This is a genomic window from Mangrovimonas sp. TPBH4, assembly GCF_001280505.1.
Taxonomy (GTDB): Bacteria; Bacteroidota; Bacteroidia; order Flavobacteriales; family Flavobacteriaceae; genus Mangrovimonas_A.
Window position 1 is genome coordinate 114,752 of the sequence record NZ_LBIO01000055.1, and the last position, 17,877, is coordinate 132,628.

General features: G+C 39.4%; 14 protein-coding genes and 1 riboswitch. Of the genes, 9 read left to right on the forward strand and 5 right to left on the reverse strand.

Features of this window, described 5'->3' with window-relative positions; genetic code table 11:
• Positions 1-10: 10 nt before the first annotated feature.
• From proC to argH, 6 genes are read left to right on the forward strand one after another with little or no spacing between them, the layout of a single operon-like run.
• On the forward strand, positions 11-811 hold the full coding sequence (gene proC, locus ZA05_RS12495; protein ID WP_053992025.1) for a pyrroline-5-carboxylate reductase: 801 nt from the start codon (positions 11-13) through the stop codon (positions 809-811).
• A complete protein-coding gene (locus ZA05_RS12500; RefSeq protein WP_053992026.1) occupies positions 808-1,932 on the forward strand; it encodes an aspartate aminotransferase family protein in 1,125 nt (374 codons plus the stop codon). Before proC ends, ZA05_RS12500 begins: the two co-directional genes overlap by 4 nt.
• Positions 1,933-2,871 carry an acetylornithine carbamoyltransferase gene (locus tag ZA05_RS12505; protein WP_053992027.1) on the forward strand — a complete coding sequence of 313 codons (939 nt, stop codon included), beginning with the start codon at positions 1,933-1,935 and terminating at the stop codon, positions 2,869-2,871. It abuts the gene before it with no gap.
• Positions 2,871-3,647 (forward strand): acetylglutamate kinase, encoded by a 777-nt coding sequence (argB, locus tag ZA05_RS12510; RefSeq protein WP_053992028.1) that lies wholly within the window; start codon positions 2,871-2,873, stop codon positions 3,645-3,647. Before ZA05_RS12505 ends, argB begins: the two co-directional genes overlap by 1 nt.
• Positions 3,644-4,705 carry a M20 family metallo-hydrolase gene (locus ZA05_RS12515; protein WP_053992029.1) on the forward strand — a complete coding sequence of 354 codons (1,062 nt, stop codon included), beginning with the start codon at positions 3,644-3,646 and terminating at the stop codon, positions 4,703-4,705. Before argB ends, ZA05_RS12515 begins: the two co-directional genes overlap by 4 nt.
• Complete coding sequence (gene argH, locus ZA05_RS12520; protein ID WP_053992030.1) at positions 4,702-5,976, forward strand: argininosuccinate lyase; 1,275 nt, start codon at positions 4,702-4,704, stop codon at positions 5,974-5,976. Before ZA05_RS12515 ends, argH begins: the two co-directional genes overlap by 4 nt.
• A 1-nt stretch (position 5,977) precedes the next feature.
• On the opposite strand, the gene ppgK is transcribed toward argH, so the two are convergent.
• From ppgK to ZA05_RS12545, 5 genes are all read right to left on the reverse strand, one after another.
• Positions 5,978-6,730 (reverse strand): polyphosphate--glucose phosphotransferase, encoded by a 753-nt coding sequence (ppgK, locus tag ZA05_RS12525; RefSeq protein WP_053992031.1) that lies wholly within the window; start codon positions 6,728-6,730, stop codon positions 5,978-5,980.
• Positions 6,731-6,892: 162 nt separating this feature from the next.
• Complete coding sequence (gene leuB / locus ZA05_RS12530) at positions 6,893-8,011, reverse strand: 3-isopropylmalate dehydrogenase (RefSeq protein ID WP_053992032.1); 1,119 nt, start codon at positions 8,009-8,011, stop codon at positions 6,893-6,895.
• A 39-nt stretch (positions 8,012-8,050) separates the two neighbouring features.
• Positions 8,051-8,641 (reverse strand): 3-isopropylmalate dehydratase small subunit, encoded by a 591-nt coding sequence (leuD, locus tag ZA05_RS12535; RefSeq protein WP_053992033.1) that lies wholly within the window; start codon positions 8,639-8,641, stop codon positions 8,051-8,053.
• Positions 8,642-8,666: 25 nt separating this feature from the next.
• Positions 8,667-10,076: a 3-isopropylmalate dehydratase large subunit gene (gene leuC / locus ZA05_RS12540; protein ID WP_053992034.1), complete on the reverse strand. Its 1,410-nt coding sequence runs from the start codon at positions 10,074-10,076 to the stop codon at positions 8,667-8,669.
• Positions 10,076-11,251, reverse strand: a complete 1,176-nt coding sequence (locus tag ZA05_RS12545) for a 2-isopropylmalate synthase (protein WP_082333768.1) — start codon at positions 11,249-11,251, stop codon at positions 10,076-10,078. Before ZA05_RS12545 ends, leuC begins: the two co-directional genes overlap by 1 nt.
• Positions 11,252-11,398: 147 nt before the next feature.
• Between ZA05_RS12545 and ZA05_RS12550 the strand changes: the two genes are divergently transcribed.
• The 3 genes from ZA05_RS12550 to ZA05_RS12560 all read left to right on the forward strand — a co-directional run bounded on the left by ZA05_RS12550 (position 11,399) and on the right by ZA05_RS12560 (position 17,870).
• Complete coding sequence (locus ZA05_RS12550; protein WP_053992035.1) at positions 11,399-12,943, forward strand: hypothetical protein; 1,545 nt, start codon at positions 11,399-11,401, stop codon at positions 12,941-12,943.
• 97 nt (positions 12,944-13,040) lie between these two features.
• Positions 13,041-13,151: riboswitch (SAM riboswitch) on the forward strand.
• Between the two features lie 105 nt (positions 13,152-13,256).
• Positions 13,257-16,652, forward strand: a complete 3,396-nt coding sequence (gene thrA, locus ZA05_RS12555) for a bifunctional aspartate kinase/homoserine dehydrogenase I (RefSeq protein WP_053992036.1) — start codon at positions 13,257-13,259, stop codon at positions 16,650-16,652.
• Between the two features lie 51 nt (positions 16,653-16,703).
• Positions 16,704-17,870 carry an O-succinylhomoserine sulfhydrylase gene (locus ZA05_RS12560; protein WP_053992037.1) on the forward strand — a complete coding sequence of 389 codons (1,167 nt, stop codon included), beginning with the start codon at positions 16,704-16,706 and terminating at the stop codon, positions 17,868-17,870.
• The last annotated feature ends 7 nt before the right edge of the window (positions 17,871-17,877 follow it).

Here is a 17,877-nt window from a genome sequence, read left to right on the forward strand (position 1 = left end):
ATATAAGTCTATGAAATTAGCCGTTATTGGATCAGGTAATTTAGGGCAATCTATTGCCAAAGGGTTAATCACTACCAATGCCGTTACAACTTTGTTTTTAACAAGAAGGCATGTGGAGGCACTTTCAGAATTTGAAGGATACAAAGGGGTTACCACCACCAACGACAATGTGTTGGCAGTGAAGCATTCCGATATTCTTATTTTTGCAGTGCAACCGTCCCATTTGGAAGCTATTTTGAAAGAGGTTGCACCCTACCTGACTGAAAAACATGTGTTAATTTCAACCATAACAGGATACACCATTTCTAGGATTGAAGCCATTGTAGGGGAGAACCATTTTATCATCAGAGCCATGCCTAATACGGCCATTGCTGTTGGGAAATCTATGACCTGTTTATGTAGTAACGAACAAGGTGCCAAGCGTATTAAGGTAGCCGAAGCTATATTTAAAAGATTGGGACATACCTTAACTATTCCAGAGACCCAAATGCAGGCAGCCACTGTGGTTTGTGCTAGTGGTATTGCTTTTTGGATGCGTTTGATTCGCGCTACTACCCAGGCGGCCATTCAATTGGGGTTTGATGCTGAAGAGGCTCAAGAACTGGCTATGTATACGTCTGAAGGAGCGGCTAGTTTGTTGATTAACAACGGACATCATCCAGAGGAAGAAATCGACAAAGTAACCACGCCAAAAGGTTGTACTATTGAAGGTCTTAACGAGATGGAACACAAAGGTTTGAGTTCCTCCTTAATTCAAGGTATGGTAGCCTCATTTAACAAAATCAACAATATTAAAAAAGAACAAATATGAGTTTGTTTAAGGTCTATCCGTTGTTTGATATCACTCCAGTTAAGGCGAAAGATGTCCTTGTATATGATGACAACGGAACCGAATATTTAGATCTTTATGGCGGGCATGCTGTAATTTCTATTGGGCATTCCCACTCCGAATATGTTAATGCTATTTCAAATCAAGTGGCCCAATTGGGCTTTTATAGCAATGCCATTCAAAATCCATTGCAGGAGGAATTGGCGGAAACATTAGCAAGGGTGTCTGGATGTTCAGATTACCAATTGTTCATGTGCAATTCAGGAGCTGAGGCTAATGAAAATGCTTTGAAGTTGGCCTCTTTCCATAACGGGAAGGAGCGAATTTTAGCTTTTAAAAATTCCTTCCACGGAAGAACTTCGGCAGCGGTTGCAGCAACAGACAATCCTAAAATTGTAGCGCCATTAAATGCGCAACAGCAAGTGGATTTTGTCGAGTTGAGAGATTTGGAAGCTGTAGAAGCTATCCTAGCTAGAAATGAAACCTGTGCCGTGATTGTTGAATGCATTCAGGGTGTTGGGGGATTGGACGAAAGCACCACGGAGTTTTACAAAGGCCTAGAAAAGTTGTGTCAACAATACAATACGCTTTTAATTGCCGATGAGGTGCAAAGTGGCTTTGGGAGAACTGGGGATTTCTTCGCGTTCCAAAAACACGGGATAACTCCAGATGTCATTTCATTGGCGAAGGGGATGGGGAATGGTTTTCCTGTTGGAGGGATTTTGATCCACCCAAAATTTGAAGCATCTTTTGGAATGTTGGGAACTACTTTTGGTGGAAATCACTTAGCTTGCGCGGCTTCTTTGGCAGTATTAAAGGTCTTGGAACATGAAAATTTGATGAATAATGTAAAGGAAGTTTCAGACTATTTTATAGAGCAAGCACAATCTCTCAAAGGTCTGAAGAATATCAAAGGGAGAGGCTTGATGCTTGGTTTAGAGTTCGATTTTAAGGTGGCCGATTTGCGCAAACAGTTGATTCATAAATATAAAATTTTCACTGGAAGTGCCAATAATCCAAACTTAATCAGGATTTTGCCACCACTAACGGTGCAAAAACAACATATCGACCAGTTTTTAACAGCTTTGAAAAGCGAATTATAGATGAAAAAGTATACCGACATAAGCGATATTACTGATCTTGATAGTTTGATAAGAGAAACCATTTTGTTGAAAATGACACCTTTCGAATATCATGGTTTGGGAAAGCACAAGACCTTGGTGATGCTCTTTTTTAATGCAAGTTTGCGAACGCGTTTAAGTACGGAAAAGGCAGCCAGGAATCTTGGTATGGAAGTGATGTCTCTTAATGTTAATGAGGCTTGGCAGTTGGAGTTTGAGGACGGAACGGTAATGGATGCCAATACTTCAGAACATGTTAAGGAAGCGGCTCAAGTGATTTCGCAATACGCCGATATTATTGCGGTAAGAGCATTTCCAAGTTTGACCAATAAAGTAAAGGATCAGTCGGAATATATCTTAAAAAGTTTTGAAAAATACGCCACGGTACCAATTGTCAATATGGAGAGCGCCACGGCGCATCCCTTGCAGGCTTTGGCCGATGCCGTGACTATTTCGGAATTTACAGAGACAAAACGGCCCAAAGTGGTCTTGTCTTGGGCACCGCACCCCAAAGCTTTGCCTCAAGCGGTGGCCAATTCATTTGCATCTATGATGCAGCGAATGGATGTCGATTTTCAAATTACGCATCCAGAAGGGTATGAGTTAGATTCCAATATCACCAAAGATGTGCCAATTATCTATAATCAGGAAGAAGCCTTAGCCGAAGCCGATTTTGTATATGTAAAAAACTGGAGCAATTTTAATGACTACGGAAAAGTGTTGAATACAGACCCTAATTGGATGATGACTGCTGAAAAACTTGGTAAGGCCAAGTTTATGCACTGTCTACCAGTACGTAGAAATATGGTGGTTGAAGATGCAGTTTTGGATGGTGGTCAATCCATCGTGATGCAGCAGGCCAATAACAGAACTTTTGCCGCACAAATAGTATTGAAGCAAATTTTAGAAAATCTGAATTAATGGAAACGCTTAAAATTGTAAAAATAGGAGGAAACATTATAGACGATTCTAAGGCTTTAGATGCATTTTTAGAGCAATTTTCAAGGATGGAATCTCCAAAATTATTGGTGCATGGTGGAGGGAAATTAGCTTCTCAATTGGCTCAAAAGATGGAGGTGGAAGTGAAAATGGTGCAAGGTAGACGTATCACGGATGCCGAAACATTGGACATCATCACGATGGTATACGGAGGAAAAATCAATAAAAATATTGTGGCAAAACTTCAGTCGCTTAGCTGTAATGCCATTGGTTTTACAGGTGCTGACGGAAACACCATTGTTTCTGTAAAACGTCCTGTAAAAGATATCGATTACGGATTTGTAGGTGATGTTGAAACCGTAAATACCGAAATTTTGGAGTTGTTGATGGGGCAAGATATTGCTCCAATATTTTGTGCCATTACCCATGATTCACAGGGGAGTTTGCTCAACACCAATGCAGATACCATTGCTTCGGAATTGGCAATCGGTTTTGCTGAAAAGTACAATGTAGAACTATATTATTGTTTTGAGAAAAATGGTGTATTACGTGATGTGAATGATGATGATTCTGTAATTGAAACCATCACCGAACCAATTTATCAAAACTTGCTTTCAGAAGGGATTATTGCCGATGGAATGCTGCCTAAATTAAATAATTGTTTTCATGCAATTAACAAGAATGTAACCAAGGTTTGCATTGGTAAACCAAACATGTTAACCCAAGCTACCACAAAATTTACAACAATTACCAAATGATTCAAGAACTGACACAGCATGCCATAACTTTGTTGAAAGAGCTCATTGCCTCTCCTTCTTATTCTTCAGAGGAGGACCAAACAGCAACGCATATAGAGACTTGGTTCAAAGGGTATGATATTCCTTATAAAAGAGATAACAATAATGTATGGTCTATCAATAAATATTTTGACGAGAGCAAACCAACCTTGTTGCTCAATTCCCATCACGATACTGTAAAACCAAATAGCGGTTACACCAAAAATCCTTTTGAGGCCATTGTAGAGGATGGTAAGCTTTACGGTTTGGGAAGTAATGATGCAGGAGGTTGTTTGGTATCACTTTTGGCAACCTTCACCTATTTCTATGCGAAAGAAGATTTAAAATATAACTTGGTGATTGTGGCTTCTGCGGAAGAAGAAAGTAGCGGACCTAATGGCTTGAATAGCATGCTGGAGATTATTCCGGAGGTGGATGTCGCTATTGTAGGCGAACCAACACTTATGAATTTAGCCGTTGCAGAAAAGGGATTGGTGGTATTTGATGCCGTGGTAAAAGGAACCCCAAGCCATGCCGCGCATCCAAATGATGATAATGCCATATACAATACCATTAAGGTGTTGGAATGGTTTCAAAGGTTTCAATTTGAAAAGGTGTCCGAAACTTTAGGAGAAGTGAAATTAACCGTTTCTCAAATTAATGGTGGAAAACAACACAATGCCATTCCTGCCAATGTGGATTTAGTTGTGGATGTGAGGGTGAATGACCAATACACCAATCAGGAAGTTGCAGATATTTTGATGAAGGAAGCACCATGCGATAGCATTGTTCCGAGAAGTTTACGATTGAATTCTTCTTCCATACCTGTGGAGCATCCTTTGGTGAAAGCTGGAATCGCTTTGGGAAGGGAAACCTATGGGTCACCTACGCTATCTGACCAAGCTGTGCTGTCTTGTCCATCTTTAAAATTGGGACCTGGAGACAGTACGCGCTCGCATTCTGCCGATGAATTTATTTATCTGCATGAAATTGAAGAAGGAATTAAGATTTATATTGAATTGCTAAATAACGTATTATGAAGCTCTGGGATAAAGGCTTGGCCATTGATAAAAAAATAGAACAGTTTACCGTAGGAAACGATAGAGAAATAGATTTGCATATTGCAAAATATGATGTTTTGGCATCTCTGGCACATGCCAAAATGTTGCAGCATATTGGAATTTTAAATGAGGTAGAGCTTGAGCAGTTGGAAGAAGGATTGCAACATTTGAAGGAACAAATAGAAGCGGGAACATTTATAATTGAAGGCCAGTTTGAAGATGTGCATTCTAAAATAGAATTTGAACTGACCAAAACTTATGGAGAAGTAGGAAAAAAAATCCATACAGCACGTTCTAGAAACGATCAGGTTTTAGTAGCCTTACAGTTGTATTACAAGGAAAATATTCAGGAGATTCTATCAAAAACAGAAGCGTTCTTTTTGTCACTTTTGGACTTGGCCAATACCCATAAGGATAAACTGTTGCCTGGTTACACGCATTTGCAGGTGGCAATGCCATCTTCGTTTGGATTGTGGTTTTCTGCCTATGCCGAGATTTTGGTTGATGACAGTTATATGTTGCAGGCGGCCTTAAAAACAGTGGATCAAAATCCGTTGGGCTCGGCTGCTGGTTATGGAAGTTCCTTTGCAATTGACAGGGAATTTACAACCAAAGAACTTCAATTTGAAACTCTAAAATACAATGTGGTGGCAGCGCAAATGAGCCGAGGCAAGAGTGAGCGAACCATTGCGGCTGCTTTAGGAGGCTTAAGTAACACCATGGCGCGTTTTGCAATGGATATTTGTTTGTATATGAGCCAGAATTTTGGTTTCATTTCATTTCCAGATGAATTGACCACAGGAAGCAGCATCATGCCTCATAAGAAAAACCCCGATGTTTTCGAATTGCTTCGTGGCAAATGCAATAAAATTCAAGCGCTTCAAACCGAAATGACTTTGATTACAAATAACCTTCCCAGTGGTTACCATAGAGATTACCAATTGTTGAAGGAATCTATCATAGCGGGAATAGAGGATGTGAAGGATTTGTTGGATATTTTTAACTATGCTATTCAGCAGGTAGAAGTAAAGGATATTGATTTGAATGATTCCAAGTATCGCTACCTCTTTACGGTAGACAATATGAATACTTTGGTTGAAAACGGCATGAGTTTTAGAGAAGCTTACCAGGTTATTGGTAAGCAGGTACAGGAGGGAACTTATACACCAGACACTTCCAAACAACATACCCATGTTGGAAGCATGGGGAATTTACGTTTGGAGGATATCAAGGCTAAATTCGCAAGGTAGTCTAATACGTTTTTGGGATTTGGTGTGTGGCCGCACAAGCGGCACCAATAATACCTGCATGGTTACCCAAATGAGCAGGAACTACTGGAGTTTCAATGGTAATGTGTTTTTTGAATTTGTCGAAGTCATCCGAAGTGCCGCCGCCAAGAATGATCAAATCAGGACATACCAGAGTTTCAACCAGACCAAGAAAAGTATTGAAACGTTTACCCCATTTTTTAAAGCTTAAATTCTTCTGTTTCTTTACGGAGGCTGCGGCCCAACTTTCAATTTTTTTGTAATTTTTATATGGGATTTGCCCCATTTCAAAATTTGGAATTAAGGCGCCATTGAAAAAGGCTCCGCTGCCCAGCCCTGTGCCAATGGTAATGGTAAGCACCAATCCGGGTTTTCCCTGCCCAATGCCATAATTCATAACGGCATATCCAGCGGCATCGGCATCGTTGATGACGGTAACAGGTAAATGGACTTTTTTAGAAAATAATTCCTCAACATTTATGTGGTCCCATTCTTCATGAAGGTTGCCGGAGGCTTTGCAAATACCATGTTTGATAATGCTGGGAAATCCACAACCAATAGGCCCGGAATAATCAAAATGCTTAACAATTTGTGCAAACACGTTGGCCATATCTTCCGGTTTTCGGGATGTAGGGGTGGGGATTCTATATCTTTTACTCACAAGCTCCCCCGTTATGGTATTAACCAATGCTCCCTTGATGCCCGATCCGCCGACATCGATTCCTAGAATTTCCATAGAATTATTTTTTCTGAATCCTTAAAATTACTAAATCTATTAGAAAACCCCTCGCCAAAATGGTGTCATAATTGTGTGGAAATGATTTTTTATGTCAATTTTTGGAAACAAAAAAGCACTCAAGAATTGAGTGCCTTTAAATCCTAAAGAAGGTAAACGTTTTTAAATTATTGTAGACTGACCCAAATGGATGTTAGTGAAATTAATATTACTGTCTTTAGGATTGTTGATGAAATCTTCTACAAAATCACCAACCTTAGACGTTGTAATGTTATTATATTTTCTGTTCAAATCTGGGGTCATTATTTCTAATTGAATCGATTTTTCAACTGCATTTCTAATCATTTCTGCTTCGTCATTCAATCCAAAATGATCCAATAACATCGCAGCGGACAAAATAGATGCAACTGGGTTGGCAATGTTTTTTCCTTTAGCTTGAGGATATGAGCCATGGATTGGCTCAAACATAGCATGTTTTTTTCCTACAGAGGCCGAGGCCAAAAGGCCAATGGAGCCTCCAATAACACTAGCCTCATCACTGATGATGTCGCCAAACATATTTTCGGTTAAAATAACATCAAACTGTTTTGGATTCAGAATCATTTGCATGGCAGCATTATCGACGAACAAGAAGTCTAAAGTCACATCTGGATAAGAAGCAGAGAGCTCAGTCACCACTTTTCTCCATAGGCGGGAGGATTCCAACACATTGGCCTTGTCTACCAAGGTGAGTTTCTTATTTCTAGTTTGGGCTGCCTTAAAGGCCAAATGGGCAATGCGTTCAATTTCTTCACGTGTATACAAACAAAGATCGGATGCAGTGTTGCCGTCATCACTTAAATATTTGTCTCCGAAATAAATACCCCCAGTTAATTCTCGGTATATGCTAATGTCTGTTCCTTTAATTTTTTCATCTTTTAGGGGAGAGGCTCCTACGAGACTGTCATAAGCTTTTACAGGTCTAATATTGGCAAACAACCCAAGTTCTTTTCTAAGTTTAAGCAAGCCTTGTTCCGGACGTACTTTTGCAGAAGGATCATTGTCGTATTTTGGGTCGCCAATGGCTCCAAATAAAACGGCATCACTATGTTTGCAAATGTCTAAAGTGGTATCTGGTAAAGGATTCCCCGTTTCGTCTATTGCAATGGCACCGACAAGCGCAGGTTTGAACCTAAAGCTATGGTCAAACTCCTGTGCAATTGCCTTTAACACCTTAATTGCCTGATCGGTCACTTCTGGACCAATTCCATCTCCTGATAAAACAGCAATATCTAATTTCATTTCTTTATGTGAAGGCTCGTTTGTTGCCTTCTCTAATTGTTAGTTTGTTCTACTTAATTCAAAAGCCTCAATGGCTTCTTTTTTACTTAATAAATAATCAATATCATCATAGCCATTGATCATACAGGTTTTTTTGTAAGCGTCAATTTCAAAGCTTTCTTGTTGATCACTGTCTTTAATCCCAATGGTTTGATTTTCTAAATCAACGATGAGTTCGGTTTCGAGATTTGCCTTGATCGTGCTCAATAAGGTTTCTAGGTAGGTCTCGCTCACTTGAACCGGCAATAGCCCGTTGTTCAAGGCATTTCCTTTAAAGATATCAGCAAAAAAACTTGAGACGATTACTTTAAATCCATAACCTACCAAAGCCCAGGCGGCATGCTCTCGACTGGAACCACATCCAAAATTATCACCAGCAACCAAAATGCTTCCCGTGTATTTTTGATCGTTTAAAGGGAATTCTGCATTGAGTTTTCCATGTTTGTCAAAACGCCAATCTCTAAAGGCGTTGTCGCCAAATCCCTGCTTGTCTGTTGCTTTTAAAAAACGCGCAGGGATGATTTGATCGGTATCTATATTTTCAATGGCCAACGGAATGGCTCTTGATTTTAATGTTGTAAACTTTTCCATATTTGTTTCCTTTCCGCTGAAAGGTTTAGCTCATTAATTCTTTTTCAAAAGTATTTTCAAAGGCTTTTGATACATCTACTATTTTTCCTGCAACAGCAGTCGCGGCCGCTACCAAAGGACTTGCCAAAATGGTTCTGGCGCCCTGTCCTTGTCGTCCTTCAAAATTTCTATTGGAAGTAGAAACGCAGTATTCGCCTTGCGGGATTTTATCATCGTTCATGGCCAAACAAGCAGAACAACCTGGTTGTCGCAATTCGAAACCGGCAGTTTCAAAAATGTCTTTTAAGCCTTCGTCTATAATTTGGGCTTCTACTTGCTTACTTCCAGGAACTAACCACGCAGTGACGTTGTCGGCCTTATGTTTGCCTTTAATGTAGTTGGCAGCCACTCTAAAATCTTCAATTCTAGAATTGGTGCAGCTACCAATAAATACATAATTGATAGGTTTATCTACTAAGGATTCCCCTTTTTTGAAATCCATATATCCCAAGGATTTTTCAAAAGAAGCATCATTCAAAACGGGGATATGTTCTGAAATTTTAATGCCCATACCAGGATTCGTTCCGTAGGTAATCATAGGTTCAATATCTTGGGCATCAAAAACGTATTCTTTGTCAAACGTAGCGTCAGCGTCCGTAGGCAAGGTTTTCCAATAGGCAACTTTGTTTTCGAATTCCTCGCCTTTAGGCGCAAATTCTCTGTCTTTTATGTATTCAAAAGTGGTTTGGTCTGGGGCAATCATCCCGCCTCGAGCACCCATTTCAATACTCATATTACAAACAGTCATCCGGCCTTCCATGCTCATGTTTTCAAATACGTCTCCTGCATATTCACAGAAATAGCCTGTGCCTGAATTGGTGCCCAATTTTGAGATGATATAAAGAATGACATCTTTGGGTAGGACGCCATTCTTTAACTTGCCATTAACCGTTACACGTAAACTTTTAGGCTTTGTCAATAACAAACATTGACTTGCGAATACCTGTGCTACCTGACTGGTCCCAATACCAAAGGCAATGGCACCAAAAGCACCATGGGTAGAGGTATGCGAATCACCACAAACCATGGTCATACCTGGTTGGGTGATGCCTAGTTCAGGAGCCATAACATGGACGATGCCATTGTATTGATGCCCTAAATCGTAGAGTGTAATATTATTTTTATGACAGTTCTCGGCGAGCTGTTTTAACTGATTTCTGGACAGCTCATCCTCAACCGGTAAGTGTTGATTTTTTGTGGGTGTGTTATGGTCTGCGGTGGCCACAATTTGGTTTGGCCTAAATATTGGAATATCTCGTTCTTCAAGTTCGTTAAAAGCCTGTGGGCTGGTAACTTCATGAATTAAGTGTTTGTCAATATATAATATTTGTGGTCCATCCTGAATGGAGTCCACAACGTGCGCATCCCAAACTTTATCAAATAAGGTCTTTCCCATTACGCGCTAATTATTTGTTGATATACATTACTTGTCTCGATGATGTGGTGGATATCACTATCATCGACTTCTTTTTTACTATCTGCAAAATTCAAGAAACTAGCATAGATCTCGTCCAATTGCAATTTGGTCAATTCGTAACCGATGTTTTTGGCTCTATATGCCAAGGCAGCTCTCCCGCTTCTAGCCGTTAAAACAATGGCAGATTCGGTGACGCCTACGTCTTTTGGATCGATGATTTCGTAAGTTTCTCTGTTTTTAATGACACCATCTTGGTGAATTCCTGAACTGTGTGCAAAGGCATTGGAGCCAACAATTGCTTTGTTAGGTTGGGTGTAAACGCCCATTTGTTCAGATACCAATTGGCTGATGCCGTATAACTCTGGAGTTTTAATGTTGGTATCCAAGTTTAAGTACGGGTGTTGTTTTAAAATCATGACGACTTCTTCCAGCGCTGTATTACCGGCACGTTCGCCAATACCATTGATGGTACATTCAATTTGGCGAGCACCGTTAATGACCCCTTCTATGGAATTGGCCGTGGCCAATCCTAAATCGTTATGGCAGTGGCAAGACAAGATGGCCTTTTCAATACCTTTTACGTTTTCTTTTAGGTATTTAATTTTTGCTCCGTATTCACTCGGCAAACAATATCCTGTGGTGTCAGGAATATTTAAAACCGTAGCACCTGCTTTAATGGCCATTTCACACACACGAGCTAAATATTCATTGTCTGTTCTTCCGGCATCTTCGGCATAAAATTCCACATCTTCTACAAAAGATTTGGCATATTTTACGGCTTCGTAGGCACGTACCAAAACTTGTTCTCTGGTAGAGTTGAATTTAAATTTTATATGAGAATCGGAGGTGCCAATACCTGTATGAATTCTAGGTCGTTTGGCATACCTTAGGGCTTCGGCTGCAACTTTAATATCATTTTCAACAGCTCTGGTCAAACCACACACTGTTGCATTCTTTACTAATTTGGAAATGGCCTCAACAGATTCAAAGTCCCCAGGGCTGGAAACCGGAAATCCGGCCTCAATAACATCTACTCCTAGGTAGTCCAATTTTTTGGCAATAATCAACTTTTGGGTGGTATTTAGCTTACACCCAGGAACCTGTTCACCATCTCTTAAGGTGGTGTCAAAAATTTGTACGTGCTCTTTAGACATTTATAGAAATATATTTTTGTATTGTCTTACGAATTTATACTTTGGTTATTCAATTCACTTTGGGTTTTAAAAAGTATTACGATGTTCAAACGTTGTTTTGTTGGGTAAAAACTTAAAAATCAGTAGTTTAAAGTTTATTTTTGTTCGATGACTAAGGACTTGAAAGACAATTTGTTTCTGTTGGTTAAATCCATGACCAAATCAGAGAAACGCCAGTTTAAGCTGTATGTGGGACGATTGGGCGTCAATGAGGATTCAAAATTTTTGAACCTGTTCAACATTATGGACAAGCTCACGGTGTATGATGAGTCCATTATTTTGAAAAGTGGGGTGGTCAAAAAGCAGCAATTGGCGAATGTCAAAGCTCATTTGTACAAGCAAATCCTGATTAGTTTGCGCTTGAACCCTTCACATCAAAACACAAGGTCGCAATTAAGGGAGCAATTGGATTTTGCTTCAATTTTATACCATAAAGGACTTTATAAACAGGCCTTGAAAATTTTGGACAAGTCCAAAGAGTTGGCAATTCAAAGTGAAGAGAAGAATCTGGCTTTTGAAATTGTGGAGCTCGAAAAAATCATCGAATCACAATACATTACTAGAAGTATCAGTGGGCGAGCTGATGAGTTGACGATTCAGGCGAAAGAACTGAGCAAGGCCAATGTTATAGCCAGTAAACTTTCCAATTTATCCTTACAGCTTTATGGCTTGTTTCTAAAGATAGGTTACGTTAAAAATGAAGCCGAAGCCAAGCAAATAAGGGATTATTTCCAAGCCAGACTGCCTAAATATGATATTGACGAATTAGGTTTTAGGGAGCGGTTATGGCTTTACAAGGCCAATTTATGGTACAGCTTTTTGCTACAGGATTTTTTGAATTGCTATAAGTATGCCCTGCGTTGGGTAAAGCTTTTTGAGCAACATCCAGACATGGTAGACTTGAATCCTGTGTTTTTTATTAAAGGAAATAATTATCTTTTGGAAGCTTTGTTCTACACAAAAAACAAGCGGAAATTTGACCACTATTTAAGAAAATTTGAAAGTATTGTAGCGGCAAAATCCTTTCCAAAAGATGAAAATGTAGAAGCCCTTTCGTTCTTGTATTTAAATGTTAATAGACTCAACTATTACTTTATAGATGGTAGTTTTCAAGAGGGCTTATATTTGATTCCGATCATCGAAAAAGATTTACAGTCGTACAAAGATCGTATAGACGAGCATCACACTATGGTGTTCTATTACAAGTTTGCGAGTATGCATTTTGGAGCAGGGAACAATAAGGAATGTATTGCGTATTTAGATAAAATTATCTCCAATAAATCACTTTCCATGCGGGAAGATCTGCTCTGTTTTTCAAGAGTGTTGAACTTGGTAGCGCACTATGAAGGCGGGTATGATTATCATATTGAAAAGCTCTTGAGAAGCACCTATAAATTCCTTTTGAAGATCAACGATCTATACGAAGTCCAAAAAGAAATGATCAAGTTCATCAAAGGGCTTCAGGATGTGTATCCACAGGATATAAAAAAGGCTTTTATTGAACTTCATAAAACCTTTAAAACCTACGAAAACGATCCTTATGAGAGGCGTGCGTTCCTATATTTGGACATTATTTCATGGTTGGAAAGTAAAATCTACAACAAGCCTGTAGCGCAAATTATCAGGGAAAAGTATTTGGCAGAATTTTCATGATAAAATCATAAAAAATTCAAAAAGTGGAGAATAAATTTGGATTTTAAGTTTTTCTAACTGAATATTTGCACTCACGAAGTTCACTCACTTATTGAAAATGTTATCAAGAAAGGCGGAGGGATTAGACCCAACGAAGCCTTAGCAACCCTTTAGCAATAAAGAAGGTGCTAAATTCTACTGAAAGCAAGAGTTTTTAGATAGATAACCCAACAAGAATTACATTCTGTAATTTTCTATAATTTCTTTTTAACATATTTTATTTAGGTACGCCCATTGGGCCTGAGCTTTTTGTTTTTAAATTTTTAATTTTGAAATGAAAGCACTTAATTTTATACAACTGGACAGTTTCACTCTTGAAAGCGGAGTAGAATTGCCAATACAATTATCTTATCAAACCTTTGGGTTGCCACTTCATGAAGCCCCAATAGTAGTGGTAAATCATGCCCTAACTGGGAACAGTAATGTTGCCGGAGACGATGGCTGGTGGGGAAGCTTGATTGGAGACGATAAAATTATCGATACCAAAAAATTCACGGTTCTAGCCTTTAATATTCCAGGTAATGGGTACGACGGATTCCTAATTGAAAACTATAAGGATTTTGTAGCGCGTGATGTTGCGAAATTGTTTTTAAAAGGTTTGGAAGAATTAAATATTCCACAGGTGTTTGCTTTGATAGGCGGTTCACTTGGGGGAGGGATTGCTTGGGAAATGGCCGTTTTGAAACCTAATCTAGCGGAATATTTAATTCCGGTGGCAACCGACTGGAAATCGACCGATTGGTTGATTGCCAATTGTCAAATTCAAGAGCAGTTTTTGGTGAATTCCAATAACCCGGTACACGACGCCCGAATGCATGCCATGCTATGCTACAGAACGCCTAAGTCGTTTAAGGAACGTTTCCAAAGAAGTGTTAACGATGAATTGGAAATTTTCAATGTAGAAAGTTGGTTGCTGCATCATGGTAATAAGTTGCAAGAACGTTTTCAGTTGTCGGCTTACAAATTGATGAATCAGTTGCTGAAAACCATCGACGTTACCAAAGGAAGGGAAGCCAACGAAAATATCTTGGACATCATCAGTTCCAAAATTGCCATTGTAGGTGTGGACTCCGATTTGTTTTTTACTGCGGAAGAAAACAGGGAAACCCAAAAACAGCTGGCCGCAACGCATCCAAATGTGACCTATCACGAAATCCATTCAGATCATGGTCACGATGCATTTTTAATAGAATTTGAACAGTTAGAAAAAATTATAGAGGGCATTTTTAGCCCAGATACAAAACACAAGAGAATGAAAATATTGAAGTTTGGCGGGAAGTCTTTAGGAAATGGAGAAGGTCTTACAAGAGCCCTTGAAATCATAGAGAAAAAGGTTAATGATGGTGAAAAAATAGCAGTGGTTGTATCGGCTAGAGGGAATGCCACGGACGAATTAGAGGCTTTGCTTGAAAAAGCTTCTAAGAAGGAAGTGTACAAACCCGATTTTGAAGCTTTCAAAGCCTATCAGGTGGAGCCATTGCCAAATATTGATTTTACAGGTGAGTTTTCGGCTTTGGAAAATATTTTCGAAGGGGTGGCTTTGCTTGGGGATTACAGTGAAAAAATCAAAAGTCAGGTATTGGCTTTCGGGGAATTATTGTCTGCAAAAATTATAGCCGTAATATTAAAAGGCAAGGGCATTAATGCCAATGCAACGGACTCTAGAACCTTGATAAAAACTGAAGGTGATTTTGGAAATTCACAACCTATTCAAAAGATTTCCAAGGAGAAAGTTGTGGAACATTTTAAGAAATTCAATGGTTCTACGGTGAATATTGTTACGGGGTTCATCGCATCGAATTTGGATGGAGAAACTACCACTTTGGGACGCAACGGAAGTAACTATTCGGCATCTTTGTTGGCCAATTTCTTGGATGCTGAAGAATTGCAAAATTATACGCATGTAAATGGTATTTATACGGCCAATCCGGACTTGGTTGCCGATGCTCAAAAAATTAGAGAGCTGTCCTTTAGCGAAGCCAATGAATTGGCAAACTTTGGAACCAGTGTACTGCATGCCAAAACCATCATTCCATTGGTGGAAAAAAATATCAATTTAAGAATCTTGAATACCTTCAATTCCGATGGGGAAGGCACCTTGATTACGGCTAAACCAAGTAATAAAGAAGTCACTTCATTGTCGGTTTTGGATAATGTGGCCCTTTTGAATTTTGAAGGAAGAGGCCTTTTGGGTAAAGTTGGTGTGGATGCCCGAATTTTTAAAGCCTTGAGTGACCAAAATATCAGTGTGAGCATTGTGTCGCAAGGATCTTCGGAAAGAGGAATTGGCTTGATCATTGATGCTTCAAAAGCAACGCAAGCTGTGGTGGCATTGGAGCGTGAGTTTGAAAATGATTTTTACACTCAAGACGTTAACAAAATTGGCGTAGTAGATGATGTGTCAGTAATCTCTATTATTGGGATTGAGTTGAGTTCGTTCCATAAGCCATTCAATGCCTTGATCAAAAACCAAATTACACCACTATTATTCAATAATACGGTAACTGGTCGAAATGTGAGTTTGGTGGTGAAAAAGCATCAATTGCACAAGGCTGTCAATGTTATTCATGGGGAGATTTTTGGAATTTCCAAGAAAATCAACATTGCCATTTTTGGCCACGGATTGGTTGGAGGTGCTTTGATCAATCAGATTTTGAAATCGAAAGATGAGATTGAAAAGCGTAAAGGAATTAGTTTGAATGTATTCGCTATAGCCAATTCAAAACAGGTGATTTTAGATAAAAATGGCGTTGATGAAAATTGGAAAGAAGCCTTAAAAGCTGAAACTTCAGGATATCAACTTCAGGATATAGTGGATTTTGCCAAAAAACACCATTTGGAAAACTTGATAGCTGTGGATAATACTGCAAGCGGGATGTTCCATGAAAATTACAAGCCATTGGTGGAAGCGGGATTTGATTTGGTGTCGTCCAATAAAATTGCCAACACCATTTCCCACGATTTTTACACCGACTTGAGAGAACATTTAAAAGAGCACAACAAACAATACCTTTACGAAACTACGGTAGGTGCTGGATTGCCATTAATTGACACCATCAAGTTATTGCACGAATCTGGTGAAAACATTACTAGAATTAGAGGGGTGTTTTCGGGAACCTTAAGTTACCTGTTCAATAACTTTTCTGTTCAGGACAAACCCTTCAGTGCCATTGTTCAGGAAACTATCGATAAAGGATTTACGGAGCCAGATCCAAGAGAAGATTTCTCTGGGAATGATGTAGCACGTAAATTATTGATCTTGGCACGTGAGTTGGATTTGCATAACGAATTTGAGGATGTGTCGGTTCAAAATTTAATTCCGGAAGCTTATAGAAATATTTCGGTACAGGAATTTTTGGGGCAATTGGATGTGCTTGATGAGGAATTCCAAAAAATCAAAGAACAACAGGAGCCAGGCCATGTTTTGAGATATGTTGGAGATTTGTTTGGTGACCTGTCGCAGGAGAAAGGGAATTTGGAAGTGAAACTGGTGTCCATTCCAGAAGACAGTACATTGGGACATGTAAAAGGTTCTGATGCCATCTTTGAAATTTTCACAGAATCCTATGGAGAGCAGCCAATTGTGATCCAAGGGGCGGGCGCAGGTGCCGAAGTAACCGCAAGAGGTGTCTTTGGTGATATTTTACGATTGTCTAAACACATTAATTAATAAGAAAACAAAATTCCAAAATTCATTTTGGAACACAAAATACCTATTGTCATGAGTCAAAAACATTTCGAAACCGAAGCTATCAGAACACAGTTGGAGCGTTCGCAATATTCAGAGCATTCCGCTCCTTTGTATCTCACCTCAAGTTTTAAATTTGATGATGCCGAGGACATGCGTGCCTCGTTTGCAGAGGAAAAGGAGCGCAATATTTACAGCCGTTTTACCAACCCAAATACTTCGGAGTTTGTGGAGAAAATCTGCAAATTGGAGGGTGCTGAAGCAGGTTATGCCTATGCTACGGGAATGTCGGCGGTATTTTCAACTTTCGCGGCTTTGTTGAATGCAGGAGACCATGTGGTTTCGTGTCGAAGTGTATTTGGTTCTACACACGCTTTGTTTACCACCTATCTTCCAAAGTGGAATATTGAAACTACCTATTTTAAGGAAAGCGAAGTTGATAAAATTGAAGAATTGATTCAACCTAACACCAAAATTCTATATGCCGAAACACCAACTAACCCAGCGGTGGATATTCTGGATTTGGAGTTATTGGGCAAGATTGCCAAGAAACATAACATCCTATTGGTGATTGATAATTGTTTTGCCACACCTTATTTGCAAAACCCAATTAAGTTTGGTGCCGATTTGGTAATTCATTCAGCAACTAAGTTAATCGACGGACAAGGTCGCGTGTTAGGGGGAGTGACTGTTGGAAGTAAGGAGCTGATTAGAGAAATTTATTTGTTTTCTAGAAATACAGGGCCGTCTTTGTCGCCATTTAATGCTTGGGTATTGTCCAAAAGCTTGGAAACCTTGCCTGTTCGCGTTGATAGACATTGCGAAAATGCCTTGAAGGTGGCAGAATTTTTAGAAAGCCATGACAATGTCAACTTTGTGAAATATCCATTTTTAAAATCGCACCCGCAGTATGAAATTGCCAAAAAGCAAATGAAACAAGGCGGGAATATTGTAGCTTTTGAAATTAAAGGAGGAGTAGAAGCTGGGCGTAAGTTTTTGGATGCTCTAAAAATGGCCTCACTCTCAGCTAATTTGGGAGACACGAGAACTATTGTAACGCATCCAGCCTCAACAACACACAGTAAATTAAGTGAAGCCGATAGGTTGGAAGTAGGCATTACAGACGGATTGGTAAGGGTTTCTGTGGGTTTGGAACATTTTGAAGATATTATTGCCGATTTAAAACAGGCCTTAGATTGATATAAGA

Bases quoted from the DNA above. Each gene is read 5' to 3' on its own strand.
- proC (WP_053992025.1), top strand. From the start codon at position 11: ATGAAATTAGCCGTTATTGGATCAGGTAATTTAGGGCAATCTATTGCC.
- ZA05_RS12500 (WP_053992026.1), top strand. From the start codon at position 808: ATGAGTTTGTTTAAGGTCTATCCGTTGTTTGATATCACTCCAGTTAAG.
- ZA05_RS12505 (WP_053992027.1), top strand. From the start codon at position 1,933: ATGAAAAAGTATACCGACATAAGCGATATTACTGATCTTGATAGTTTG.
- argB (WP_053992028.1), top strand. From the start codon at position 2,871: ATGGAAACGCTTAAAATTGTAAAAATAGGAGGAAACATTATAGACGAT.
- ZA05_RS12515 (WP_053992029.1), top strand. From the start codon at position 3,644: ATGATTCAAGAACTGACACAGCATGCCATAACTTTGTTGAAAGAGCTC.
- argH (WP_053992030.1), top strand. From the start codon at position 4,702: ATGAAGCTCTGGGATAAAGGCTTGGCCATTGATAAAAAAATAGAACAG.
- ppgK (WP_053992031.1), bottom strand. From the start codon at position 6,730: ATGGAAATTCTAGGAATCGATGTCGGCGGATCGGGCATCAAGGGAGCA.
- leuB (WP_053992032.1), bottom strand. From the start codon at position 8,011: ATGAAATTAGATATTGCTGTTTTATCAGGAGATGGAATTGGTCCAGAA.
- leuD (WP_053992033.1), bottom strand. From the start codon at position 8,641: ATGGAAAAGTTTACAACATTAAAATCAAGAGCCATTCCGTTGGCCATT.
- leuC (WP_053992034.1), bottom strand. From the start codon at position 10,076: ATGGGAAAGACCTTATTTGATAAAGTTTGGGATGCGCACGTTGTGGAC.
- ZA05_RS12545 (WP_082333768.1), bottom strand. From the start codon at position 11,251: ATGTCTAAAGAGCACGTACAAATTTTTGACACCACCTTAAGAGATGGT.
- ZA05_RS12550 (WP_053992035.1), top strand. From the start codon at position 11,399: ATGACTAAGGACTTGAAAGACAATTTGTTTCTGTTGGTTAAATCCATG.
- thrA (WP_053992036.1), top strand. From the start codon at position 13,257: ATGAAAGCACTTAATTTTATACAACTGGACAGTTTCACTCTTGAAAGC.
- ZA05_RS12560 (WP_053992037.1), top strand. From the start codon at position 16,704: ATGAGTCAAAAACATTTCGAAACCGAAGCTATCAGAACACAGTTGGAG.